General features: G+C 42.9%; 23 protein-coding genes and 1 tRNA gene. 17 read left to right on the top strand and 7 right to left on the bottom strand.

The window, feature by feature from the left end; translation table 11 throughout:
- Positions 1 to 286: 286 nt before the first annotated feature.
- The 5 genes from AC1RM2_RS29375 to hscB form a co-directional block, all read right to left on the bottom strand.
- Positions 287 to 751 (bottom strand): hypothetical protein, encoded by a 465-nt coding sequence (locus AC1RM2_RS29375; RefSeq protein WP_492988712.1) that lies wholly within the window; start codon positions 749 to 751, stop codon positions 287 to 289.
- A 368-nt stretch (positions 752 to 1,119) separates the two neighbouring features.
- Complete coding sequence (locus AC1RM2_RS29370) at positions 1,120 to 1,572, bottom strand: SRPBCC family protein (RefSeq protein ID WP_492988711.1); 453 nt, start codon at positions 1,570 to 1,572, stop codon at positions 1,120 to 1,122.
- A complete protein-coding gene (locus tag AC1RM2_RS29365) occupies positions 1,573 to 2,082 on the bottom strand; it encodes a hypothetical protein (protein WP_492988710.1) in 510 nt (169 codons plus the stop codon).
- Positions 2,083 to 2,251: 169 nt separating this feature from the next.
- Positions 2,252 to 2,331, bottom strand: a tRNA-Leu gene (locus tag AC1RM2_RS29360).
- A 28-nt stretch (positions 2,332 to 2,359) separates the two neighbouring features.
- Positions 2,360 to 2,884, bottom strand: coding sequence for a Fe-S protein assembly co-chaperone HscB (gene hscB, locus AC1RM2_RS29355; RefSeq protein ID WP_492988709.1), 525 nt, complete (start codon positions 2,882 to 2,884; stop codon positions 2,360 to 2,362).
- 166 nt (positions 2,885 to 3,050) lie between these two features.
- Between hscB and kdsA the strand changes: the two genes are divergently transcribed.
- The 5 genes from kdsA to AC1RM2_RS29330 all read left to right on the top strand — a co-directional run bounded on the left by kdsA (position 3,051) and on the right by AC1RM2_RS29330 (position 8,614).
- Complete coding sequence (gene kdsA / locus AC1RM2_RS29350) at positions 3,051 to 3,824, top strand: 3-deoxy-8-phosphooctulonate synthase (protein WP_492988708.1); 774 nt, start codon at positions 3,051 to 3,053, stop codon at positions 3,822 to 3,824.
- A gap of 78 nt (positions 3,825 to 3,902) precedes the next feature.
- Entirely contained in the window at positions 3,903 to 4,838 is a 936-nt protein-coding gene (locus tag AC1RM2_RS29345) for a KpsF/GutQ family sugar-phosphate isomerase (protein WP_492988707.1), read from the top strand.
- A 58-nt stretch (positions 4,839 to 4,896) separates the two neighbouring features.
- Positions 4,897 to 6,222, top strand: coding sequence for a nucleotide sugar dehydrogenase (locus AC1RM2_RS29340; RefSeq protein WP_492988706.1), 1,326 nt, complete (start codon positions 4,897 to 4,899; stop codon positions 6,220 to 6,222).
- A gap of 201 nt (positions 6,223 to 6,423) precedes the next feature.
- Positions 6,424 to 7,827, top strand: coding sequence for an undecaprenyl-phosphate glucose phosphotransferase (locus tag AC1RM2_RS29335; RefSeq protein WP_492988705.1), 1,404 nt, complete (start codon positions 6,424 to 6,426; stop codon positions 7,825 to 7,827).
- Between the two features lies 1 nt (position 7,828).
- Complete coding sequence (locus tag AC1RM2_RS29330) at positions 7,829 to 8,614, top strand: ABC transporter substrate-binding protein (protein WP_492988704.1); 786 nt, start codon at positions 7,829 to 7,831, stop codon at positions 8,612 to 8,614.
- A gap of 3 nt (positions 8,615 to 8,617) precedes the next feature.
- Here AC1RM2_RS29330 and AC1RM2_RS29325 read toward each other — a convergent pair whose 3' ends face one another.
- Both AC1RM2_RS29325 and AC1RM2_RS29320 read right to left on the bottom strand, forming a co-directional pair.
- Positions 8,618 to 9,061 (bottom strand): DUF4304 domain-containing protein, encoded by a 444-nt coding sequence (locus AC1RM2_RS29325; RefSeq protein ID WP_492988703.1) that lies wholly within the window; start codon positions 9,059 to 9,061, stop codon positions 8,618 to 8,620.
- A complete protein-coding gene (locus tag AC1RM2_RS29320) occupies positions 9,058 to 10,911 on the bottom strand; it encodes a CocE/NonD family hydrolase (RefSeq protein WP_492988702.1) in 1,854 nt (617 codons plus the stop codon). The genes AC1RM2_RS29325 and AC1RM2_RS29320 overlap by 4 nt, the downstream gene beginning before the upstream one ends.
- A 131-nt stretch (positions 10,912 to 11,042) precedes the next feature.
- Between AC1RM2_RS29320 and AC1RM2_RS29315 the strand changes: the two genes are divergently transcribed.
- The 12 genes from AC1RM2_RS29315 to AC1RM2_RS29260 all read left to right on the top strand — a co-directional run bounded on the left by AC1RM2_RS29315 (position 11,043) and on the right by AC1RM2_RS29260 (position 26,656).
- On the top strand, positions 11,043 to 11,639 hold the full coding sequence (locus AC1RM2_RS29315) for a short chain dehydrogenase (protein ID WP_492988701.1): 597 nt from the start codon (positions 11,043 to 11,045) through the stop codon (positions 11,637 to 11,639).
- A 58-nt stretch (positions 11,640 to 11,697) separates the two neighbouring features.
- The gene (locus AC1RM2_RS29310; protein WP_492988700.1) at positions 11,698 to 12,291 is read left to right on the top strand and encodes a hypothetical protein; all 594 of its coding nucleotides are present in this window, start codon (positions 11,698 to 11,700) and stop codon (positions 12,289 to 12,291) included.
- Positions 12,292 to 12,458: 167 nt separating this feature from the next.
- Entirely contained in the window at positions 12,459 to 13,814 is a 1,356-nt protein-coding gene (locus AC1RM2_RS29305; protein ID WP_492988699.1) for a Gfo/Idh/MocA family protein, read from the top strand.
- Positions 13,815 to 13,825: 11 nt separating this feature from the next.
- Positions 13,826 to 14,866 carry a DUF6807 domain-containing protein gene (locus AC1RM2_RS29300; RefSeq protein WP_492988698.1) on the top strand — a complete coding sequence of 347 codons (1,041 nt, stop codon included), beginning with the start codon at positions 13,826 to 13,828 and terminating at the stop codon, positions 14,864 to 14,866.
- A gap of 123 nt (positions 14,867 to 14,989) precedes the next feature.
- A complete protein-coding gene (locus AC1RM2_RS29295; protein WP_492988697.1) occupies positions 14,990 to 16,006 on the top strand; it encodes an FAD:protein FMN transferase in 1,017 nt (338 codons plus the stop codon).
- The gene (locus tag AC1RM2_RS29290; protein WP_492988696.1) at positions 16,007 to 17,206 is read left to right on the top strand and encodes a Gfo/Idh/MocA family protein; all 1,200 of its coding nucleotides are present in this window, start codon (positions 16,007 to 16,009) and stop codon (positions 17,204 to 17,206) included.
- A gap of 2 nt (positions 17,207 to 17,208) precedes the next feature.
- Positions 17,209 to 18,147, top strand: coding sequence for a glycoside hydrolase family 43 protein (locus AC1RM2_RS29285; RefSeq protein WP_492988695.1), 939 nt, complete (start codon positions 17,209 to 17,211; stop codon positions 18,145 to 18,147).
- Between the two features lie 408 nt (positions 18,148 to 18,555).
- Positions 18,556 to 19,878 (top strand): glycerate kinase type-2 family protein, encoded by a 1,323-nt coding sequence (locus tag AC1RM2_RS29280; protein ID WP_492988694.1) that lies wholly within the window; start codon positions 18,556 to 18,558, stop codon positions 19,876 to 19,878.
- 3 nt (positions 19,879 to 19,881) lie between these two features.
- Complete coding sequence (locus AC1RM2_RS29275; RefSeq protein WP_492988693.1) at positions 19,882 to 21,225, top strand: GntP family permease; 1,344 nt, start codon at positions 19,882 to 19,884, stop codon at positions 21,223 to 21,225.
- Positions 21,226 to 21,573: 348 nt separating this feature from the next.
- Positions 21,574 to 22,989 (top strand): chondroitinase-B domain-containing protein, encoded by a 1,416-nt coding sequence (locus AC1RM2_RS29270; protein WP_492988692.1) that lies wholly within the window; start codon positions 21,574 to 21,576, stop codon positions 22,987 to 22,989.
- A gap of 19 nt (positions 22,990 to 23,008) precedes the next feature.
- A complete protein-coding gene (locus AC1RM2_RS29265; protein ID WP_492988691.1) occupies positions 23,009 to 25,048 on the top strand; it encodes a discoidin domain-containing protein in 2,040 nt (679 codons plus the stop codon).
- A 186-nt stretch (positions 25,049 to 25,234) separates the two neighbouring features.
- Complete coding sequence (locus tag AC1RM2_RS29260; protein WP_492988690.1) at positions 25,235 to 26,656, top strand: alpha-L-fucosidase; 1,422 nt, start codon at positions 25,235 to 25,237, stop codon at positions 26,654 to 26,656.
- The last annotated feature ends 3 nt before the right edge of the window (positions 26,657 to 26,659 follow it).

Raw genomic sequence — 26,659 nt, 5'->3', positions numbered from 1 at the left:
AGTAGTATAGACGATTGACACTTTAAATCATTTTAAACAAAAGTATATGGATGACTAACCGGAGCCAAAGCAAAAAAGGTAAACCGGGGGAGCTTACCGGTAAAGAAGGGGATATTAGCGGTAAACCGTTTTTTTTTGTGTATAAGCGCCAAAAAAGCTACCCATTTAAATCAGTAATAAAGATATGAATAGTGAAAAGCAGCCCGCTGAAATCTTTTATTTGCAATGCCAAATGGTATTTTATATACTTTGTAAGCGTCATTGGGCAATGGCATTGACTGTTTTCTTAGAATGGCCGGAAATTTGGCCGGCTGATGAGCGGCGAAAACGACCAGGGTATCGAACTTAGTATCACCACCAGGGCTACGGTGAACCAAATTGCCATTGTTTTAAATTTGTGAAGGTCATTAACTTGTCGTTTGCTTCTGGCCGAGCCAATGGTAATGAGTGTTATCCCGATCAACATCATGGTGATGTGTTCCATGCCAAAAAAACGGATGGCGCGTTCATGTACTGCAGTGCCAAAATGGTGTAAAAAGTAAGCAACAATCGGGCTAATGAAGTATAGCCAGATGCCCAATATTAACTGAATATGTGCCGCAGTTGCTGTGGTATGCCTTACAACATTGTCGAATTTTAAATAAGGCTTTTGTGACAACCAGCCACGATAAGCACGAAAAATAGCGAACAGGAGGGTACTAAATACCAACCAGCGGGTGAGTGAGTGTAATGCCAATAAGGTTCCGTACATGTTTATGCAGACGATTAACTGGCAATAATATTTTAAAGTTTTTATTTTTTTATCCTGCGGTTTTTAATTTGATGATAACAGGCATAGAAACAACAAAGCCCTCCTGATTTCTCAGGAAGGCTTTGTATCGATCAACAGGAATACTTTCAATATTTAGAAAGCTTTTTACGGCTTATAGAGCCAATAATCCAAGATTTGAAAGTTAAAAGTTTTATAAAGTAGTATCCATTATGGAAGATGTACAGCTAATATAATAGACGTTTTAAATATTGGGGTTGAACGGATTAGGATTGAATAGAAAACTTGTAAAGGTCAAAATCGTTACTGTACACAAAAGATCGCCCCGCTTTCACATTTATCGTAAACCATTAATAATTCGTATTTTCAATATTAGTTTTAAGGTCAATTAAGCGTTGTTGTACATTTTTTTGTAAATTATTTTTTATTAATTTAGTTATCAAGTTAAATGGGAATCTGAGAGAAAAAGAATATATAAAACTAACCTCGGTTCTATTTTCCTTGAGTTTTTTGAATCCCCATGATCCCAAAAATGATTTAAATAAATAGGGCCCCTTGGTCATTCTGATTGCAGTTACTTTAGGTCGATTGAATGTTATATATTCTGTTGTCATTCCTAATCCATTTTTAGCGACGCAATATGTTTTAACTCCTTTGGCAGCGTTTTCCGCACCTTCAGTTAGATAAGCTTTTTTTAAAAAAGTATCCCAAATTAGCCGTTTATTATAATCTTGCGTATAGTCAAATACCCTTTCAGAAATTTCCTCAATTACTATTGTTTCTGTAAATTTTGTCGTTTCCATTTACCCGGTATTCTTTTTAATTGAAGTTAACAAATACCTCTGAAAAACTTTTAGGATCATTTTCACCGGAAATTTGAATAAATAATAAAACCGGCTGTCGATACTATACGTAGAGTTTAATTTTAAACTGGTTACTTGGTCTTTTTGGGTTAATAAATAAGATCCCGATAAAATTCTAAATACACCAGTAGAAATTTCAAACCAATAAAACACTTTGAAGCCCTTTTCAGGGTTGAAAGAAAAAGAATATTTGAAAAATGGATCCCATTCTAAAATTTCTTGTATAAACCTTTTTCCATTTTTAAAATATGCAATTCGTTTACCGTATTTGCCTTCGGATATTATCTCCGCTCTCAACGGTTTAGGAATATCGAGTATTTTAAAAAGTATTGGATCAGAAAACTGCTCGATTTTTACGTTTGTAATATTTTCCCAAATGACTTCTGGTTGTGCTGTGATGTCAACTGATGTGCTTATTGCCCTAATGATATGGTTGTTGGTATTTGTCAATTTACTTATATCGAATGTTAACATCGTTCCATAACGACCTTATCAAAGTTAAGTTTTATAGTACAATTAGTGGGAATTATTTTTTGTTAAACAAAAACCCCCCTCTACGCAATTGTAAAGAGGGGGTTTGAATTTTAAAGTAAAGTTGTGTAGTACCTAACTTTTCCAGTACCCAGCGCCGGAGTCGAACCGGCACGGTTTCCCACAGGTGTTTGAGACCAGCGCGTCTACCAATTCCGCCAGCTGGGCATACTCTGTAAATCTGATCAGCGATCTTTTACAGGCGGGCTGCAAATGTATCTAAACTCTCTTTAATTCGCAACAGATATTTTTGTTTGTAGTAAATATTTGCAATTTTTATACGCCGTTCTTCCTGTGCAGTATGGTCAAGTTGCGTATAATCAGCTGTTAGTTCGTGCAGGTTTTCGTTAATATCAGCCTCAAAGGCAAGTACTTCCGCCGTTATTGATGCCAGTTCTGTGCTGTTGTCAACCTCCATCAATCTTTCATTAATATCCATCATTTCCATCAAAAAATCGGCCGGTAATTGTGGTTTTGCGCCTTCAGAAACCAGGTCATGGAGCTTTAAAACGTATTCCATTCTGCGTGCCGGGTCATTTAATGTCTGGTAGGCTTTGTTATTCAGGGTAGATAATTCCAGTATTTCCTGTTGTTTTGCTTCATCCTCGCCTGCATAAAAATCGGGATGATATAGTTTACTTAGTTCGTAAAATTTCTTTTTGAGCTTGGCCGGTTCAATATTAAATGATTCGGGTATGCCATAAAATTCAAAATAATTCATAAACACGAATTTCACCAATTATGTCGAATTACACGAATTTTAATTTGTTGCCGTTTTTATATTAGATCTATTAGCAGCGATATCTACTTGCCGGCGTTTTTGTGCCAATCAGTTTCATTCGTGAAATTCGTGCTTATCACTATCTTTGCCGCATAACCTACATAATATGTTATTTGAGCAGATGCGGCAGAAGCCGTTTTTTATATTGGGTCCGTGTGCAATGGAAAACCAGGAGTTGTTATACACAGTTGCCGAAAAGGTTGCCGAAGTTGGCCAAAAATATAACGTGCCCGTGATTTTCAAATCTTCTTTTGATAAAGCCAACCGTACCTCCATCCACTCTTACCGTGGCCCGGGCATAGGGAAAGGGATGGAAATGCTTCAAAATGTCAAAGAGAAATTTGGCTTGCCTGTTATAACCGATATTCACGAACCTTTCCAGGCGGCTATTGCCGCAGAGGTGGTTGATGTACTGCAAATTCCGGCGTTCTTATGTCGCCAAACCGACCTTTTGGTTGCCGCTGCCGAAACAGGTAAAATAGTCAATGTCAAAAAAGCACAATTCCTTTCGGGCGCAGATATGTTTTATCCAGCCCAAAAAGTGCTGGAGGCCGGTAACACCAAAGTGGTACTTACCGAGCGTGGCAATATGTATGGTTACAATAACCTTGCCGTTGATTTCAGGAATATTTACGATATGAAGGCTTTTGGCCATCCCGTTTGTATGGATTGTACCCATTCGGTACAACGGCCGGGCGGAGCAGGTGGTAAAACGGGCGGCGATCGCACTTTTGTGCCCATGATGGCGCTTGCTGCAAAAGCATTTGGGGCCGATGGCTATTTTATTGAAACACACCCCGATCCGGATAATGCCCTGAGCGATGGCCCCAATATGCTGAAGCTTCATGATTTGGATGCCTTGATAAGTTCGCTTGTATAGCGTTGGGTTTTACGTATTACGTTGTAAGTAGTACGTGAATTATCATTAAAAACGTAAAACTTAATACGTATAACATTAATGAAGGATATTGCCAAAAGAGTTTTTGCTATCGAAATAGAGTCGCTGCAACATGTAGCGAAATTAATTGACGATGAATTTACTAAAACCGTCGAGGCTGTATTGAATTGTACGGGTAAGGTAGTAGTTATTGGCATAGGTAAATCCGGATTGATAGGAAAAAAAATTGCAGCCACACTTGCCAGTACCGGTACACCAAGCTTTTTCCTGCATCCCGGCGAGGCATTTCATGGCGATCTTGGGATGGTTGGTACTAATGATGCTGTTATGCTGATCTCGTATTCGGGCGAAACTGATGAAGTACTACGTATAATCCCTTTTTTAAAATGGAACGATAATCTTGTTATAGGCGTTACCGGCAATTCAAACTCTACTGTTGCTAAAAATAGTCATCATCACTTAAATATAAAAATCTCCCGCGAGGCTTGTCCGTTGGAATTGGCGCCAACATCGTCAACTACAGCTGCGCTTGTTATGGGAGATGCGCTTGCAATTGCATTGATGGAGTCGCGTGGATTTAAGCAGCACGATTTTGCCCGTTTTCACCCCGGCGGCAGCCTTGGCCGTAAATTATTGGTTAGGGTAAAAGATGTAATGCGTACAGATAAGTTGCCTTTTATAGATGAAGGTGCGTCGTTTACAGAGTTGTTGCTCAGTATGTCGGCCGGGCGACTGGGAATGGTTATTGTTGGGCAGGCCGATAATATTAAAGGAATTATTACCGACGGCGATTTGCGACGCGCTTTATTAAAGCACCCGGATCCGTCGGCATTAAGTCTTTTGGAAATAATGACAATTAACCCCATTATTATTGATGGTGAGGAATTTGCAGGTTATGCCGAGCAATTGATGATCGACAGGAAAATTACTACTTTACTTGTAGGGTCTGCGGCTCACAGGTCTGTTAATGGCGTATACCAAATCTACAGTCAATAATGTAGTTTATCAACACAAAAAATAACATATATTTGCAAATATCTACCCTTGTTTAAACATGTTTGATCATCCGTCAAATCAAATCCAGCAACAATTTAATGCTCCGGAAACTGCCCGTATTGCAATAATAGGGTTGGGCTACGTTGGATTGCCGTTGGCCGTTGAGTTTGCAAAAAAAATAAAGGTAAAAGGATTTGATATAAAAAAAAGCCGGGTTGATGAGTTAAATAATGCTTTCGATCGTACGTTGGAAACTGATACTGAAGTATTAGAATCGGTTTTATCAGGCAGTGGCAAACTTGTATTTACATCAGATATTAAGGATATAGCAGATTGTAATGTATATATAGTTTCGGTACCAACACCTACCGATCTGTATAACCGTCCCGATCTTGACCTGATAAAAAAAGCAAGTGAATCAGTGGCTTCTGTGCTTAAGTTGGGTGATGTAGTGATTTATGAATCAACAGTTTATCCCGGCGTTACCGAGGACATATGTGTGCCCATACTTGAACAGGTGTCTAAGCTTAAGTTTAACACCGATTTTTTTGCAGGGTATTCGCCCGAGCGGATTAACCCCGGGGATAAAGTGCATACCCTTACCAATATTTTAAAAGTCACCTCTGGCTCAACGCCCGAAGCTGCAGATTTTATTGATAAACTTTATCAAATGATTGTGACTGCGGGGACACACAAAGCCCCAAGTATAAAAGTTGCTGAAGCCTGTAAAGTAATTGAAAACTCTCAGCGCGACATCAATATCGCGTTTGTAAATGAACTGGCCAAAATTTTTCAGATCATGGGTATTGATACGCATGCTGTTTTGGAAGCGGCCGGTACCAAGTGGAATTTCCTGAATTTTAAACCAGGACTTGTTGGTGGCCATTGCACCGGGGTTGATCCGTACTACCTTGCCCAAAAGGCTCAGGAGGTAGGTTACCATCCCGAGATTATATTGGCTGGCCGCAGGCTAAATGATGGCATGGGCACATATGTAGCTCTTGAGGTAATTAAGCTAATGGTTAAAAAAGATATTCCGGTAAAAAACTCAAATGTACTGGTACTTGGTTTTACTTTTAAAGAAAACTGCCCTGATGTACGCAATACCCGGGTAATTGATATTATAAAAGTTTTAAGCGAGTTTGAGGCTTGCTATGAAATTTACGACCCATGGGCAGACCCATTTGAGGTTGAATCAGAGTATAAGGTGAAAACCCTTAAAGCATTTGATGAGTTGAAAGGCGGGTACGATGCTATCATAGTTGCAGTATCGCACAGGGAATTTCTTAACCTTAACTATGATAGATTAAAAAAAGGCCCTTCATCGGTAATTTTTGATATCAAAGGAGTATTGGATAAAAGCATTATTGATGGCAGGTTATAATTAACCCGCATTTGAAATAAGATTGTTGTTAAAGCCAATGGTAGTTTTATATTTGATTTGATATGAATTTCTTAATTTTTAATTTTGTTACCTATGCTATAACACATTTGTAACCAATTGTACTTTCAATTATCACATTGTTATTTATAAATAAATATGCTAATTTTAGCGGGTGTTATATACTTCAACAAGCTCTAATACATGATTCACAGATACGCTACTTTTATTAAAGCAGTGAACCTTACCATTGATTATATTATACTTAATATGAGCATGGTAATTTCTTACTTTATCGAAGATAGGTCATACATTTTTTGGATAAACAACAGGAAATATTTACCAATTGTTTTGGTGTTTAATTTAATCTGGTTATTATCGGCCAATATTACCGGCTTGTATGAACATGTGTTGAATAAAGATTCTATCAAAACATATCGTGGGGTAATAAAAACGTACCTGTTGTTTGTTAGCTTTATTTGCTTTACCATAATTATACTTATAGGTACAAAGGCTTATTTTATTACGCGCGAATACCTGTTTTATTCCCTTGCATTATTTGGATTTTTACTTGGCTTGTGGAAGCTGATATTCCTTACAATACGTAAAAGTGACAGGGCATCATTGATAGATACCCGTGCGGTTATTATTATTGGCGGTGGTAGGATAGGGGCCGATTTGTACGGTTTTTTTAAACAAAACCCCGAGCGTGGCTACAACCTTGTAGGTTTTTTTGACGATAATCCGGAACTTGTAAATGATAAGCACCTTTATTTGGGCGGAACAAATGACTGCATCAGTTATGTGTTAAATAACAAGGTAGACGAGATTTTTTGTACCCTACCCAATTCCGAAGCAGCAACAATTGAGCGGCTAATGCTTGATGCTGATAAAAACCTCATCAGGTTTAAGTTTATTCCGGAGTATTATGATTATGCAAAAAAACCAACTTTTATTCAGAGTTTTGGGCATATCCCCGTTATCTCTGTAAGGCCAGAGCCATTGGAGAATATGCTCAACCGGTTTATAAAACGACTGTTTGACGTTTTGTTCTCATTATTTATTATTCTTTTTGTGTTCAGCTGGCTTTTTCCAATCCTTGCTATTTTGATCAAACTCGAATCACGAGGTCCGGTATTCTTTGTACAGGAACGATCGGGAAGGGATAATAAACCATTTAAGTGTTACAAGTTCCGCAGTATGCGGGTAAACAAGGACTCTGATAAAAAGCAGGCAACCCGTGGCGACTCACGTATTACCAAAACAGGGGCCTTTATCCGCAAAACAAGCCTTGATGAGCTTCCCCAGTTTTTCAACGTAATATTGGGAAACATGTCGGTAGTGGGCCCAAGGCCACACATGATTAGCCATACACAGCAATATTCGCAGCTTATCGATACATTTATGGTTAGGCACTTTTTAAAGCCGGGAATTACAGGATGGGCACAAATAAATGGCTTAAGGGGCGAAACCCAAACAACTCAGGCTATGCTTGAACGTGTTGAGGCGGATGTTTGGTACCTCGAGAATTGGTCATTCCTGTTGGATATGAAGATTGTTTTCTTAACGTTTTGGAATGCTTTAAGAGGAGAGAAGAACGCGTTTTAAAATGGCCAAGTTTCGCGACCAATTAAACCGCGTTATTAAGCTGCCGTCCATACCAAAACGTATTATTTCTGTAGTGCCCTCGCAAACCGAGCTTTTGCTTTATTTAGGTTTAGATGTTGAGATTGTTGGTATTACCAACTTTTGCATTCACCCGAAAGCAAAAGTTAAAGCCATAACCAAAGTAGGGGGCACCAAGCAACTAAATATTGAACTGATAAAATCCCTACGACCCGATTTAATTATCGCTAACAAAGAAGAGAACGATCGCGGCCAGATTGAAGAGCTGATGGATGTTTGCCCTGTTTGGATAAGTGATATAAATGACCTGGAGAGCGCCTTAACCATGATCCAGGGTGTTGGTGATCTTATTGGTAAGAGACGGGAGGCCGACGCTTTAAATCTCGAAATAAGGCGCCGTTTCGATGCAGGTATTTTTCCCCCTTTGAATATTACCGTAACCTACTTTATATGGAAAAATCCGTATATGGTTGCTGGCAGGCAAACATATATTGATAGCTTGCTGCAAAAGTGTGGCTTAACTAACGTTTTCGAATCGCAACGGTATCCTGAAGTATCTCCGGATGAGTTGGTTGCTGCTAACCCTGGTGTGGTGTTTTTATCGTCCGAGCCATATCCGTTCAAACAAAAACATATTCATGAGTTTAAACAATTGCTGCCAAAAGCCAAAGTTGTTTTGGTTGATGGCGAGATGTTTTCATGGTATGGGAGCAGGTTGTTGCAGGTACCGGAGTATTTAAATGAATTGACGACTGAGATAATAGCTTGATTTTTAAGGCACCATTTCATTTCGCTGGTTATCTGGATCTTCATTCCACCAATTTTCGGCTTCCTGCCACAGGCTAATTATTTCCTTTGCTTTTTTTCGATAGATATCACCCCAGAAAATATCTTTGCTGAAATCAAACCAATGGTCTGTTCTGTTTTTAACGCTGCCCAATCTTAATCGCTTATACATATCGTGGGCTGTACAGCTTGAAGGTTTTACAACTTCTCCCCATGGTCTTGCTATTCCTTTAGGTGAGCAGTTTGAGATTTCGACGACAAAACGAGGTGAACTGAGGCTAAATTGAAAAGTTATCAGATTTATTCTGTCTTCTTTCATTCTTCTGAAATGAGGGAATGAACCCTTGAATCCTTGTTCTCTAAAAAATGGTACGGCTATGGTTTTGATAGCCTCATTCATAAGCAGTCGTCTTTCCTTCCCTGTTATCATTTTTTTATCACCGGCAAAATTATCTTCGATTTGCCATGGTAAACATTGATAGTTTCTTTCACAAAATCGCTGTCCTTGGCATGATATATATCCACAAATTGCTGCGGATTTCTGTCGGCTAAAGGAAACCAGCTGCTTTGTACCTGGATCATTATTTTGTGGCCGCTTTTAAAAGTATGAGCAACATCAGGCACCAGGAATTTTACCGGTGTAGGCATTCCCGGTACAAATGCTTCGGGTGCCGAGAAGCTATTGCGGTACCTGCCGCGCATAATTTCGGCCCGTACCAGCATTTGGTAACCGCCCATAGGATATTTGGTAACCAGGTTAGCTGGCGTATTATCGGGGAAAACATCTATAATTTTCACTACAAAATCGGCACCGGTATTTGAAATACTAACCATCAGGTCGGCAGTTACCGGACCGCCAAGCGTAATATCATTAGTTAAAGTATCGGTACTGTAAGTTAAAACATCGGTGCGGCGGGCGGCAAAACGCTGGTCGTCGGTCATGTACTCGCGGGTGCGGTATTCGTGCACTTTTTCGGTATAGGGAACCGGTTTGGCCGGGTCGCTTGTATAGCTGTCAAATGTGTTTTTGGTATTCGTTGGGTTATCAAAGGATAATTTCCCGTTTTCTTCAAAATAAATCGGTGTAGGCACAGCATCAGCAGGTGGCCATTGGGATAACTTGCGCCATTTATTCTCGCCAGAGAAAAAGATTGTAGCTTTACTAAGCGTATCTATCGAGCCTTTTCCTTTTAAATAATAATTGAAGAACGGAATTTCGATGTTTTCCTGGTACCACTCATTGGTTTTGCTACCAAACTGGATGTTACCTAAGTGAGTACCATCTTTGCTTGCCCATTGGCCGTGAAACCAGGGACCTACTACCAAATTGCTTTTGGTTGCCGGGCTTTGCTTCACTAAAGCCTGGTAGGTATTCCACGCCCCGTAGCCGTCCTCGGCATCAAATAACCCGCCTACAACCAGTATGGCAGGCTTTACGTTTTTAATTCCCGAACGCGTATCGCGGGCCTTCCACCAGGCATCAAGGTTAGGATGAACCATCATATCGCTCCAAAATTTAAGGCTGTCGCCCGATGCTTTGGTAAAATTGGGTAAAGCCCCCATTTTTAGGTACCAGGCATAGTTATCAGGGCCACTTATTGGATACGTTTTTGCGGGCAACGTGGTAGGATGGGGGCGTGGCTGGCTAAAACCGTACCCTACGTGAAAATCAAATGCGTCCATTAAAAATAAAACGCCGTTATGGTGGTCGTCATCGCCAAAAAACCTATCGGTAACCGGTGCCTGCGGGCTAACGGCCTTCAAAGCGGGGTGGCCGCTTAAGGCAGCTTCAGTTGCATAAAACCCGGGGAACGAAATCCCGGTTACACCAACATTACCATTGTTATTATCAATGTTTTTAACAAGCCAGTCTATAGTATCATAGGTATCGCTGGCCTCATCAATATCTTTACTTGTTTTTTTATTGGGATTGAAAGGACGTACTACTTCGAAAGCTCCTTCGCTCATCCAGCGCCCCCTGATATCCTGGATCACCATGATATAGCCTTCCTTGCAATATTTGATCATGAAATTTCGCCAGTATCCACGATAATCTTTGCCATACGGCGCACAGGAATACGGGGTGCGGGTTATCAGGATCGGGTGCTTTTCAGCCTGGTCCTTAGGCTGATAAATGGATGTAAAAAGCTTTATCCCATCGCGCATCGGGATCTGAACTTCTTTTTTGATGTAATTATTTACAAACCAGGCCGAGTCGGCATTTTGGGCAAATACTATTGCAGGGGCTAAAAGAATAGTAAGCAGTAATAATTTTTTCATAGGGAGTTGCACGTTTAAACGTAAATATATTCTTTTTCAGGAACGTCCAGAAATGAGATAGATTTTACAATCGTACTATCGTTTACAGCCATAAATATTCGTCATCTTTAACATATCAAAACAATATCATCATGAAAATAATCATTGTGGGCGCCAGTGGCACGCTTGGCAAACATGTTACTGCGGCTTTAAAAAGTAATCATAAAGTAATAACTGCCGGTTCCAAAAGCGGCGACATACAGGTTGATATCAACTCGCCCGAATCTATCGAAAAATTTTACGAGCAGACCGGTCGGTTTGATGCCTTGGTAAGTACCACAGGCCAGGGGCATTTTGGACCGCTACCGACTATGACGTACGCCGATTTTATGAAAGGTATTAACAGCAAACTGATGGGGCAGGTAAACCTGGTTTTGATTGGTCAGCATTTCGTTAATCCTAAAGGCTCTTTTACCTTAACATCCGGCATTTTAAGTGAAGATCCTATCGTATTAGGATCTAACTTAAGTGCGGTAAACGGTGCGCTTGAAGCTTTTGTAAAAGCAGCTGCTATTGAGCTGGAAAATGGTGTACGTATAAACACCATAAGCCCGGGCGTTGTAGAAGATTCGCCCGGTTATTTTCCGTACTTCCCCGGCCACATCCCGGTAACTATGCCGCGGGTTACTCAGGCTTATATTAAAAGTGTTTTGGGAGCACAGACGGGACAAGTGTACAAGGTTTTTTGATCACTTGTGTTGATTTGACTTTGAAAGCGGCCAAAAGCGTTAACCATAACACCAAGCGATGAAGATACCCAAACAGATACCAACAATTACCGCAAGAAAAAAGACCGATAATTTGCATTATAGGATAGTGATTGCGTTGATAATAGTCTTTGTGCTATATGATATTTTTATAAAACCGAAAACGATAGGGCATGATAGCCGATATAGTTTATTTGTTTTGGCTTTGCCTACGCTAACGGGAGTTATTGTCCTCGGTATTTATCGGCGCGCTTTTCTGTTGGACGCTTATAGGGGCGGCAAAGGTTTTTTATCTAAGCTGTTTGTTGTTGGTTTTTGCCTGGTTCAGGGTTTACTTTTTTCTTATTTAAGTTTCGGGTTTGTGGCCGATGTTGCTTGGGATTACCTGAATAAGCAGGAAGCTGCTAACAATCCAACAGAAAAAATATATTGCCAGGTAACCCAATTCTGGACCGGCAAAAAACCAAAGGTGTATTTTGAATTTGAAAATAACATTGAAGCTTTGGATATCGGTTATTCAAACCCGTATCGGTATGATAAAGTAAAACCCTCCGATTATAAAATAGAAATTACGTTAAGTAAGGGACTTTGGGGATACTATATCGTAAAATCATGGAATGTTATCAAACGCTAACCATTTAAGCAGCTATACGTTAACAGGCTTTGTTTACACTGTAATAAGCTTCTTACAAACCGGATACCGGTTTTTATCGGATTTCTTCGATATTTGATGATAGCGGTGCCAGGCCGCTGTTTTAAACCAATTTTATCTACACTATAAAAACAAGTAAACCTAACAGCATGGAAAACTCTCGTCGTACGTTTATAAAACAGGCCGCGATAGGCGGGGCAGGTGTATTGATCACTAAAAATGCGTGGAGCGCCAAAAGCTACAAACGCATTATTGGTGCTAATGACCGCGTTCGGGTTGGTGTTGTCGGCTTTTCCGACAGGCATAAAAGCTCGCACATCCCCAGCTTTATGAATCATTGTAAAGAACTGAACTTCGAGGTGGTTGGCGTATCCGACATCTGGAAAAACCGGAGAGAGGAGGGTGCTGCTACCTGGAGGGAAAAAATGCAGAACGATGTAAAGGCGTACCGAAACAACGAGGAGATGTACGATAGTAAAACGGTTGACGCAGTATTCATCAGTACCGCCGATTTTCAGCATGCCCGTCACGCCATTGAGGCGGTAAAAGCAGGCTGTGATGCCTATGTTGAAAAGCCTTTTGCCGAAACGATGGAGGATAACCGCGCGGCGTTAAAAGCCGTTAAGGAATCCGGAAAAATAGTGCAGATAGGATCGCAGCGCAGAAGCGGGGATAATTACCATGCTGCCAATGATTTTATCCGCTCGGGCAAGTTTGGCCCCATTACCATGGTAGAGCTTACCTGGAACGTTAACCAGCCAGGCCGCTGGCGCCGGCCCGAATTGCTGAGTAAGTTAAAAGAGGAAGATACCGATTGGAAACGTTTCATTATGAACCGGCCATACGAGGCCTTCGACCCACGCAAATATTTGGAGTATCGTTTGTTTTGGCCATATTCATCCGGCTTAGCCGGCCAGTGGATGAGCCACCAGATTGATACTGTACATTGGTTTACAGGGCTGAAACACCCGCGCAGCGTGGTTGCCAACGGGGGCATTTATATGTGGAAGGATGGCCGCCGCAATTGGGATACTATTTTGGCTGCCTTTGATTATGGCCCGTTGAACGATCCGTCGACCGGTTTCCAGGTAACATTTGGCTCACGCATGCATAACGGAGATGAACACCCCGCCGAAATATACTACTCCAACGGAGGCGAACTGAACCTTATTACCAATAAGGTATCGCCGAATGGCGGGCTTACAGAAAAAATGGCCGCGGCCATGGGCATGAAAGCCAACCTGCTGCCCGAAATCAGCCTGGCAAATACGCAGCAGGTTGTAGCATCGGCCAACACCGGCGGCGATGTGCTTACCTCGAACCATGTACGCAACTGGATGGAATGCGTGCGCAGCCGTAAGCAACCAAACGCGCCGGTTGAAGCAGGGTACAGTCACTCTATTGCTAATATCATGACCAATGCTGCTGTACACACCGGTGTTAAAGCTACATTTGATGAAAGCACCCAGGAGGTAATGGCAAATGGTAAGATTTTTAAATATTAAAGGCAATTACCATGAATAGCTTCAAAAAAACAGGTTTAATAATAGCCTCGGTTGCTTTTGCCGCAAGCGCGGCCGCCCAGAAAAGCGAGCAGGTAAAGGTCGTAGCTTCAAAAAATGAGCATAAGGTAGACGTGTTTATTGGCGGCAAGCCATTTACAAGTTTCGTGTACCCGGATAGCCTGGAAAAACCAGTGCTGTATCCTTTGCGTGCAGCAAATGGCACTGTTGTAACCCGTGGTTTCCCGCTTGATCCTAAACCAGGCGACCCGACCGATCATCCACATCATATTGGCCTTTGGTTTAATTTCGAAAACCTGAATGGGCTTGATTTTTGGAATAACTCCTACGCCATCCATAAAGACAAAAAGAATTTGTATGGCTGGGTTCGTACCGACAAGGTGTTGGAAACCAAAAGCGGCACAACCGGTGTATTGGCATACCATGCAAACTGGACTAATCAACAAAAAGACGTCATTTTAGAAGAAACCACGCGGTTTGAATTTAGCGGAACAGGTAACCAGCGGATAATTGATCGTATTACAACGTTAAAGGCTAATGTCGACGCAACTTTTACCGATGCTAAAGACGGCCTGCTTGGCCTGCGCCTGGCACATGACCTGCAAATGCCCGCCACCGAAGACCAAAAATTTACCGACGACAAAGGCAACGTAACCATAGTGAAGGCCGGTACCGATAAAGTGGCCAATGGTAATTATCTGACCAGCGCAGGCAAAACCGGTAACGATGCCTGGAGCTCACGCGGTATATGGTGCAAAGTTTACGGTAAAATGGGAGCCGACTCGATAAGTATTGCTATTATAGATCATCCTCAAAACCCCAATTATCCTACTTTTTGGCATGCGAGGGGGTATGGTTTATTTGCCGCCAACCCTTTGGGCGAAAAGATTTTTACCAATGGTAAATCAGCTAAGAATTTGCATTTGAATAAAGGGGAGTCGGTGACTTTTAAGTATAGGGTTGTGATTGAGAATGGCGGGCAGACTATCAGTGCAAAACAGCTTGATACGATAGCTGAGAAATTCGCGAAATAATTCATTCAAAGAAGGAAAGAAAAATTCTCGTTCAGCAAGGTATAGATTGGATTGGTTTGCTGATAAAACACATCGGTTCCTTCGCAACAGCCTTACCCGGAATTTTTAACTTTGCCCGCACCTATGAAAAATAATTGGCTACCTGGTATTGTTGTTTTGGTATTGCTGTGTTGTGCTTTCGGAAAACAGCCACCGTTGCGGCTCTTCGCGATAAAAGGGTATGCGCAGGGCACTACCTACAGCATTGTTTATTATGCACCTGATAGCCTGGTCAGTCAGCAGCAAACGGATAGCTTGCTGCAACGGTTTGATAAATCGGTATCGCTTTACCTGCCTCAATCGTTAATCTGCAGGTTTAACCGCTCGGAAAAAGGCATCTGCGTAGATGATATTTTCCGTGTGCTGGTTAGCCGCGCCCTGCAGATAAGCCACGCTACGGGCGGTCTGGTTGACCCAACTGTAAAACCACTGGTTGACGCCTGGGGCTTTGGCGTTTTTAAACCCGACCATGAGCCCGGCAGGGAAGAGGTAAAAAAAATGCTGCGCCAGGTGGGTGCAAATAAAATAAGGCTGAAGGGTGATTTTTTATATAAGAGGGTGCCAGGTGTACAGCTGGATTTGAATGGAATAGCCCAGGGGTATTCGGTCGATCTGCTGGCCGATTTGCTGGAGCGGCATCATATCCACGACTATTTGATTGAACTGGGTGGCGAACTGCGCATTAAAGGCCATAAACCCGGTAATGAGCCATTCAGGGTTGGCATCGAGGGGATCAGCGGTGATGACCTGGACCCTGCGCCTATGCGACAAGTAATTGAGCCGGGCGACGGCGCCATCACCACTTCGGGCAATTACCGTAAGCACCATGAAGCCGGGGGCAAACAAGTATCGCACCTGATGGATCCGCTCACGGGTTATCCCGTACAAAACGAAATGATCAGTGTGACGGTGTACGCCTGGGACGCTATCACGGCCGATGGGTATGATAATGGTTTTATGGCAATGGGCTTGCAGCGCAGCCTGGCTTTTTTAGCAAAACGGAAAGATATGGGCGCTTACATGGTTTACCGGCGGCCTGATGGTCGTATCGCAGATACTGTAAGTGCTTTTTTTAAGGGATATCAACACAAAACAGAATAGATGGAAAGAAGAACGTTCCTGAAAAATACCGGCCTGCTGAGCGGCGGGCTGTTGATTGGCAATAAACTGAGCGCACTGCAGCCCGCCGGGGTGCCCATTAAAATAGCAGTAATAGGTTGCGGAGATCGCGGTACCGGCATTATGAACATCCTTAACGGGATGCCTGAGCAATTCCGGGTAACCGCTTTGTGCGATGTGCTCGATTTTAGGTTGACAGCTGCGCAAAAGCTGGTTAAAACCGGTACCGTAAAAACTTATATTGACTATAAAAAACTGTTGGATGATAAAGAGGTAGATGCGGTTATTGTAGCCGTACCGCTATACCTGCATTACCCGATAGCGGCAGATGTGGTCCGCTCCGGCAGGCATTTATACCTGGAAAAAACGATGACCTATACAATTGACCAGGCGCTGGATCTGGTGACCCTGATGCATGGCCGTAATGAACAGGTTTTGCAGGTGGGGCACCAGTACCGTTATTCGCCTTTGTATTACCGGGTGAAGGAGATGATCCATAAGGGTTACCTGGGCAAGGTGACCCAGGTAGACTGCCGGTGGGACCGTAACGGCAACTGGCGGCGCCCAGTACCCAATCCGGCGCTGGAACGGGCCATCAACTGGCGGATGTACCGGGAATATTCGGGCGGGCTGGTGGCCGAATTGCTTTCTCACCAGATAGATTTTATCAACTGGGCCTTTGATACCCATCCACAAGAGTTTTTTGCAACAGGAGGGATAGATGTTTTTAAAGACGGCCGGGAAACCTACGATAACGTACAGTTAATGCTACGCTACCCGGAACAGGGCCCGATAGGTAATTTTGGGGCGATGTGCGGCAATGCGCATGATGGATATCTTTTCAAGATTAAGGGCACACTGGGCACCGTATCTCTGCTCACAGACCAGGGAATGTTTTACCCGGAAAAAAAGCTCCTGAGCGAAAAGGGAACGGTTGACGGCGTGACGGGTGCAACACGCATCGTATGGAACAAAGAAGGAGGGACGCCCATTTTACCGGAACCCACAAAGGACGGAACCTGGTACGCCTTTAACGATTTTTACCAGAAAATTAAGCGCAAGGAGTTACCCGACAGTAATGTATTCACCGGTGCCCGTACCGCCATCAGCGTGCACCTGGCCAATCAGGCATTGTACAGTCAGAAGGCTTGTAGCTGGGATAGTAATTACAAAATTGGATGAACTTGAAAAAGCAAATGCTCATGTTTTTGCTGCTTGGCGTAATCAGTACTGCTAACGCGCAAAGCCGGATGGATACCATCAGGCTGGCCGACCCAACTGTATTTTATGACAACCACACATATTACCTCTATGGTACAGGCAGTCCGGATGGCTTTGAGGTTTATACATCAAAGGACCTTGAAAATTGGAAGCGGGAGGATAAACCTGCTTTGTTAAAGGGCGATAGTTATGGTTCTAAAAGCTTCTGGGCTCCGCAAGTATTTAAGTATCGCGGCAAATATTATATGGCGTACGTCGCCGATGAGCACATTGCCATTGCGGTGAGCGACAGCCCTCTCGGGCCTTTTATACAGCGTGTACATCAATCAATCTCTGAACCTGGGAAGCAGATCGACCCGTTTATTTTTAAAGATGCCGATGGAAAGTTGTACCTCTATCATGTCCGGTTAGATAGGGGTAACCGTATCTATGTAGCTCGGTTGAATGAAGATCTGAGCGATATTGAAAGTTCGACGCTGATGGAATGTATTCATGCTGACCAAGGCTGGGAAAATACTGCAGCTACCGGCTGGCCGGTTTCAGAAGGACCGACGGTAACCAAAATCAATAACCTGTATTACTTGTTTTATTCTGCTAACGATTTCAGGAACATCGATTACGCGGTAGGTTATGCTACATCTGCCAGCCCAACCGGACCATGGACTAAATATGGGGGGAACCCGGTACTGAGCAGGAAAAACACCGGGCGGAACGGAAGCGGGCACGGCGACTTGTTTACCACAAAAGATGGAGACCTGTTTTATGTTTTTCATACCCACAGTTCAGAAAACGGCGTTGGTCAGCGAAAAACAGCAGTCGTCAAATTGTCGGTTGCCGGGCAAAACCCGGCTGTTATTTCCGTAGTGCCCGGTACTTTCCGTTACCTGCAAATTAAACATTGATTTTGGAGTGGCATCGGGACATTTTTTTATCACCTTAAAAACCTACACCAAACACCTTTAACACTTCAATAGTTGTCTGGTTATTACATATAAGTCGATCAATAGACACACATTTAGGTGTATTTCTTTCGATAACGTTTACACAGAAATAAGGCTTCTTTTTTTTTTAATAAAAATACTTAATGGTAGTATTGTCCTGCTAACGATCCTGATGGTTTGAATAATGCTCCCCGAATAAATTAATCTCGGTGGATATTTTTTAAACTGGTGAATTATCAACTTCGTATCGTTATCTACAGTAAACCATACTTTAAATGCTTCGTTTAATAATAATATGCTCCCTAATCTGGGGCTAATGTGACTTTCGAGAAGCGATAAGAGTGATGGTTCTTATAAAACAAATATTTTATGATTGAAGAAAAGCATGCGATTCAAATTTTCAGATCAGCCGTATCAGCGGTACAGCCTGGGCAGCTGTTACGGCAACAATTATCTGTAAGTAAAGATTCATTGAGTATCGGAGGCGTGGTCTTTCCCAAAACGTTCATCCATCATATTTATGTGGTTGGGGCCGGAAAAGCAGCTGCGGCAATGGCGGTGGAAACCGAAGGGATTTTGGGGGAGTACATTAGCGAGGGTTTGGTAACAACCAAATATGGTCATGGCTTGCCCACTTCTAAAATAAGAATTATTGAAGGGGCGCACCCCGTTCCGGATGAAAATTGCGTTGATGCTGTTACCCAAACTATGCAGCTGCTTAACAAAGCAACAAAAGATGACGTGGTGATTTGCCTGTTAAGCGGTGGTGCATCGGCCCTATGGTGCGATTTGCCGCCGGGAGCTACACTGAAGGAAGTACAAACAACGTTTGACCAGTTGATAAAATCAGGAGCCGCTATTCATGAAATTAATACGGTCCGCAAACATTTGTCCAACTTCAAAGGCGGTCAACTTGTTAGAGCTTGCGGCGGAGCCTCAGTTTTTTCATTCATTATCAGCGACGTGCCGGGAGATGACCTGCAGGTAATTGCCAGCGGACCCACTGTTCCGGATGCTTCAACCTTTGAGGATGCAAAAGCTATCCTGCAAAAGTATAACCTATTATCCGTATTACCGCAAAGCATCAGGCTGCATATTGAGGATGGCATTAAAGGAATAATTAAGGATACACCTAAACCAGGAGATCCTCTTTTTCTCAATACAGTCAACCAGATTATCGGGAATAATAAAATGGCTGTACTGGAAGCAGCCAAGATGGCAAAAAAATTAGGGTATCATGTACAGGTAGTAGATCATTTGATAACCGGAGATGCAGAGATAGAAGCAAAAACGCTGGTGGAATTTTCCCGTCAATATAAAGGGCCAAAACCGGTTTGTATATTACAAGGCGGCGAAACAACCGTTAAAGTAACCGGCACAGGAAAAGGTGGCCGCAATCAGCATTTTGCATTGGCTGCATTAAATGAGCTGAATAAGCTGCATCAACAAAACATATCTGATGAAATTACCATTTTAAGCGGAGGTACTGATGGAACAGATGGGCCAACCGATGCAACAGGAGCGGTTGTGGGCAATGATACTTTAACCCAGGTTTTGTACCATGGATTGCCGATAGAAGAATATTTAAAGAAACATGATGCGTATCACTTCTTTGAACAAACTGATGGCTTAATTATTACCGGGCCAACACAAACCAATGTAATGGATATTATGATAGCCCTTGTAAAATAAAGTATGATGATAAATACGTACTATCTGCTTTTTCTTCTTATTGCCAGCATTGGTTTTATTATATGGTTTACAGCATATAAAAAAGTAAATGCCTTTTTTGCGCTATTAGTAGCCGCCTTAGGGGTTGGCTTATTCAGCGGCTTACCGCTGGTAGAAATAGTAACTGCGCTTAAAACCGGGTTTGGGCATACCATGGAAAAAATAGGTTTGCTTATTATTCTGGGTACCACTTTGGGGGTAATACTGGAGAAAACCGGCGCGACCATGAGCATGGCTAATTATATTTTACGGGTAGTTAAAGAGGAAAATGCACCAATAGCCATTACACTCACCGGTATTATAATCGGCTTCCCTATTTTTTGTGATAGTGCCTTTATTATTTTAAGCGGTTTAAACCATTCGCTTGTAAAAAAAGCTCATAACAGGATGCCCGTTATGGCTGCCGCCTTAGCAACGTCACTGTACGCGGTGCATTGCCTGGTGCCGCCGCATCCAGGTATTACGGCAGCAGTAGGTACAGCAGGCGGCGATTTAGGCAAAGTGATGCTCTGGGGTATTTTAGTTGCTATACCGGCCGCGATCGTGGGTTATATCTGGAGTGTGTGGCGCGGGAGCAAAGTTGAATATGAATACATCGAGCCCGAAGTTATTCCAGTTGAGCTAAAACAGCTACCGCCGGCAGTATATTCTTTCCTGCCTGTCTTGCTGCCGATTTTCTTAATCGCTTGTAAATCAGTAATGCCAATTTTTGTCGCACCGGCGCTGATTGCGCAAAACGGGTACCTGCAAATCATTTCGTTTGTGGGCGAACCGGTTATGGCGCTGGCTATTGGAATTGTTGCCTCTTTTAAACTTGTTCAAAAAACATTTAAGAAAGATCTGAATCATTGGCTTACAGAGGGGGTAGACAAGGCAGGGATGATTTTGGCCATCATTGCTGCCGGCGGCATGTTCGGCGAAATGTTGCAGGCTACCGGGATGGGAAAAAACCTGGGCGGCATGTTGAGCGGTCTGTCCTTAGGCATTTTCTTTCCATTTCTGATTGCTGCCATTTTAAAAACAGCCCAGGGATCGTCAACAGTGGCTATTATTACTGCATCTTCGCTGGTTACACCACTGCTTTCAAATTTAGGTTTATCGTCGCCAATGGGACTTACACTAACTATATTGAGCATGGGGGCAGGAAGCATGGTGATAAGTCATGCCAACGACGCCTATTTCTGGGTAATCAGCCGTTTTTCTAATCTGGATACTGCTTCCACATTGAAGGTATACAGCGTTGCTACTTTACTTATGGGGCTCACAGTGCAACTTTTAATTTGGGTACTTTTTATTCTATTTAAATAGGAGACATTCCCAAAAGGGCAATATCGTATATACATTATAAATAAGCTGATGAAAACTTTAACAGCGAAAGTTGGCTATCCGGCTGGCAGCATTGATATGAGCAATAGGCAGCTTGAACGCTATCCGACTTTCCGTTGCGGTCTCTAACCGCGATACCACAGCCATTGGGCAACAAGCGCTTCGGGAATTGGTTACTTTCTTGTGCAAAGCAGTATTATTACCGGCTGTAAGTCAGCATATGTTCAATTGGCAGGTCAATTGAGTATATTAATTAGCTTCTTTGTGTGATTAAACCATTAATAATTAAGCCGATGTTAGCACCATCATCTTAATTAAAAACCTATAATAATGGCTAAAAAATATTATCAAGTTTATTTAAAAAGTAACAGGTTGGCTTTTGCATTTGCTTTTTTGTTGTTATTGTCATCAAATGTACTTTTTGCAACTACTGTTACGGTATCTTCTATTGCTGGTTTGCAAAAGGCCATTAATGTAGCTAAGCCTGGCGACTTGATTTTGTTGACCGATGGTGTATATACAACAACGGAAGATATTATTGTGAACAATAAAGGTACTGAGAGGGCCCCAATAACAATTGCCGCACAAAATTTAGGTAAGGCAGAGATTGCGGGAAGCGGTGGCTTTAGCCTAATGAACCCGGCAACATATATTGTTATACGGGGTTTTAAATTTACCCACGCGGCAGGCCGTACTAAAACAGGTATAGGCACAAACCATTGTAGGTTTACACAAAACCTTTTTGAAAACCCGGGTGATGGCGAGGAACTTACAGTGGCTGGCGGCGACCAGGAAATTGATTATAATACCTTTCAAAATAAAAATGCCATGGGACGGTTTATCGCTATCCGTGGCGAGGGTAAGCAAATTGCCGAAAGACTTCACATTCATCATAACTATTTTAACAATTTTGCCAGCCAGGGCGGGAAAAACGGCGCCGAAGCGCTTCAGTTTGGGTTAAGCGGATTCAGTTTATCATCGAGCAACAGCATAGTTGAGTATAATTTATTTGAAAGATGTGAAGGCGAGAATGAATTGATTTCGGTGAAAGCTTCCGCGGTAACGCTTCGGTATAATACCATTCGTGATTGCCCGGCACAGTTTACTTTACGCCATGGCAACAAAAGCTTGGTTTACGGCAATTATTTCTTCAACACGCCAGGGCTTCGCATTTTTGGCGACGACCACCTGATCTTTAGTAATTATTTTGAAAATTGCAGTTCGGCCATGGTAATTGGCAATGGCGACGGTGAAGTAGCTGATGGTGCACAGCTAACTGCCCATGACCGGCCCGACAGGATATTGATTGGCTTTAACACCTTAATTAATAATAAGCAAAATATTATTCAAATGGAACGGAAGAATGGGATGGGGGCCACTTATGTTACCGTAGTAGATAATATTATCCAGGGTGGAGGACCGGCGGCCACCATTTCGGGGCCTTATACCAACCCACAATGGGCAGGCAATATTTTATACGATGTAAAGGATGCCGGTAATATACCGGCTGAGGGGTATAAAACAATTGATCCTAAACTGGTTAAAACATCTTCAGGGACTTATCACCTTCAATCAGGCAGCCCTGCTATTGATCATGCAACGGCATCTTATCCAGGAGTTAACGTTGATATGGACGGCCAGCCCCGTATTGCACCCTTTGATATCGGGGCAGATGAGCTTAGCGCTGCACCTGTTAAAGCACACGTTCTTGATGCTGCAGATGTAGGTTATAACGCTAAGCATTAAGCAAAAAGGAATTATATCAATGAAAAATATTAATGCATTCATCCTATGCTGGTTAATTGCTGTTACCGCATTTGCGCAAAAGGGAACAAGCCAGTGGGTTTATCGTGGCACCAATGGCAAACTGGTTTATAAAACCACACCAACCGGCGATAAGATCATGGATTTTTCGCAAGCCGGTTATATGGGCGGTGGTGTGGCCTTGCCCGTTGTGCCTGTAAAATATTTGGTAAAATCGTCAGGCGGAAACGATGATACTCAATTAATTCAGAACGCCATTGATAAGGTGGCGGCAATGCCATTAAAGAATGGATTCAGGGGAGCGGTGGAGCTTGGCCCTGGGATATTTACTTGTTCAGGCCCAATTATTTTGTCAACATCCGGAATAGTATTGCGGGGTACTGGCAACGGAGCCGGAAGCACTACAATAAAAATGGTTGGTGCCCCTCATACTGCTATAATTATTGGGCGCGGCAACAAGGATGTGCCGTTAGGAAAAACAGAACGATCAGATAGCGATTTAGCAAACACTGGCCAAACCTTAATTACCGATACTTATGTACCATCTGGCGCAATAGCTTTCACTGTGGCGGATGCCTCGGCATTTGCAATTGGAGATACCATAGCCATTAACAAACCAGTGACTGAAAACTGGGTTCATTTTATGGGAATGGATAATATGACCCGTGAAGGTAAACCGCAAACATGGATCAAAACAGGCGCTACGGGCATTAGCAAAAGAAGAATTACAGCCATTTCGGGCAACAAATTAACCGTCAATATCCCGCTTGCTGATTCTTATGATTCCAGGTTTTTAAATCCGCCAGGTATCGAAGTTGCAAAAGTAAAGTCTGTATTGCGTGTTACTCAGGTTGGTATAGAAAATATTCATATCCAATGTCCGCCCCTCGAAATTGACTACGGACATGCCCCCTATGCCGGAATACGGGTTGGTGGTGATGATTGCTGGGTGAAAAACGTGTTCTGCGAAGAAACAATGAATACAACTGTGCTTGCCGGCAGCAGGATCACTATGGAAAAGGTTATTGTTAAGCATACTTATGCAAATCTGGGGGCATCTAAACCGACAGATTTTAGCTTGGAAGGTAGTGAAAACCTCATCGACCGTTGCGAAATAACGGGCGGCAATACTTATTTTGTTTGGACATCATCATTGATCCCGGGGCCGAATGTTTTGCTTAATTGTACTTTTAAGGGTGTAGGCAGCCGCATACAGCCCCACCAACGATGGGCCACCGGGTTATTGGTTGATAACTGCACGGTACCCGATGGCGGTATAGATTTTATGAACCGTGGCGTAGCGGGCTCTGGCCACGGCTGGACCATGGGCTGGGCCGTGGCCTGGAATTGCGTAGCCAAAACATATATAATACAAAACCCGCCGGGCGCGGTAAACTGGGTCATTGGATGTATTGGCAAAAGAGAACAAACCGCAAGGTTATTTGACAGCAGCCCTGTTTTGCCGGAGGGTAATTTTGATTCTCACGGCTTTCCGGTTGCTATACAAAGCCTTTACCTGGCGCAGCTGGCAGATAGGCTGGGAATAACAGGATTAAGAAATATAGGTTATGCGGCAAATACAGTGCAGATGTTTCCTAATAAACAGGTAAAAGTCTCTCCGGTTAAAATAAATCCTGATAAAACGTTCGGTTTAAACCTGGCACTAAACCGCCCGGTAAACACAAGCAGCATTAAACAAAACTCCCGTGAATTTGGCGGCGAAAAGGCAATTGATGGAAACAGCGGTACTTACTGGTGCGCAGGCGATGGCGTAACACAGGCTACGCTCGAGATTGACATGGAAGGCCCGGTTAAGATTGATGCATTTCAATTCAGCGAGGCGCTGGGGCAGCACATAAACAGCTATAAAATTGAAGCGCTGGTAAACAGCGACTGGAAATTATTAGCTGGGGGGAGTGGAGAGGTAGCAAAGAAACAGGTCTTGAAATTTCCTGTAACCATAGCCTGGAAAGTTAAACTGACTATACAAAAAGCCAGTGGACCTATTACAGTAAATAATTTAGGCTTGTTTCTCAGATAGGCCGTTCCGGGGAATAGATATATTCCCTACTACAACGTTTTCGTAGATTGTTATAGTCCGATGTAGTACCAAACATCGTAGCGATTGTATTGTAAAGCAAAAGCAGTACAACACATGCTCATTAACCAATCAGCATAATCGCAGTCATTATAAACCAAGGCGGTAACGCGCCCTAAATAAACCAACATGAAAAAACCTTTTATAGCTTGTTTGCTATTACTTACGCATACTGTTTTTGCTCAAAAAGAGCTCACACGCGACGAACGTATGAAATGGTGGCGCGAAGCCCGTTTCGGAATGTTTATTCACTGGGGCGATTATGCCGGATTGGGAGGTATGTACAAAGGGCATGAAGTAGGTCGTGGCGGGGAATGGATCATGAACAGGGGGAAAATTCCGGTAGCCGAATACCAACAGTACGCCCAAAAGTTTAATCCTGTAAAATATGACCCGGACGCCTGGGTAAAACTGGCTAAAGAGGCCGGTATGAAATACATTGTAATAACTGCAAAGCATCATGATGGTTTTGCCATGTTTAAATCAAACGCCAGTAAATGGAATATTGCCGACGCTACACCTTATGGTAAAGATGTTTTAAAGCCATTAGCCGCAGCTTGCCGAAAATATGGTATTAAACTTGGCTTTTATTATTCACAGGCCCAGGACTGGAATAATCCCGGCGGTGCAGCGGCACGTAAAATAAGCAGCGAAGGCTGGGCAAACCCCGATTCGGCCAGGATTGATGCCTATACCAAAGAAAACAGCGGCCATTGGGACCCTGTTCAAACCTCAAGCACCATGGCGCAATATATTGATAAGGTAGCTGTACCGCAGGTAAAAGAGCTGCTTACTAATTATGGCGATGTTGCTGTAATTTGGTGGGATACACCAACGGCAATGACGGATGAGTTTGCGCAAAAACTTCAGGACGTATTAAAGTTACAACCCAATATTATAACTAACGACCGGCTTAAACGCCCCAACTTTGCCGGTGATTATAAAACACCCGAACAAAAGATCCCCAACCTTAGTGAGCTTGACGGAAAAGACTGGGAAACCTGCATGACAATGAACGGCACCTGGGGTTATAAAAGTTATGATCATAAATGGAAAACGCCCGAAACACTAATCCATAACCTGATTGACATAGCCTCAAAAGGAGGGAATTACCTGTTAAATGTTGGCCCTACTGCCGAAGGTGAGTTTCCGCAGGAAAGTATCACTACATTAAAAAAGATGGGCGAATGGATGAAAGTAAACGGCGAAGCTATTTACGCTACCAAGGCAAGCCCTTTACAACCACTGAGCTGGGGGCGCTGCACATCGAAGCCCGAAGGTAAAAATACTATCCTGTATTTTTCTGTATTTAACTGGCCTGCTGATGGGAAACTGACTATCCCCGGGTTGAGAAATGAAGTTATTAGCGCCAAAATGCTTGATGGCGGCAACAGTTTAAAAACAGAGTCAAGTAATGACGGCATAACTATAAATGTAGCCGATAAACCTACTGATAATATTGCCACAGTGATTAAGGTGGAGGTAAAAGGGCTTATAAATGCACAAGCAGCCAGGCCGGCTGAAAAAATGAAAACAGGTGCGCTGGATTAATAA

It is taken from the genome of Mucilaginibacter sp. GW822-FHT03E02, assembly GCF_058801545.1.
Note: the sequence above shows the minus strand (reverse complement) of the source record. Positions and strands in the feature narration are given on the sequence as shown.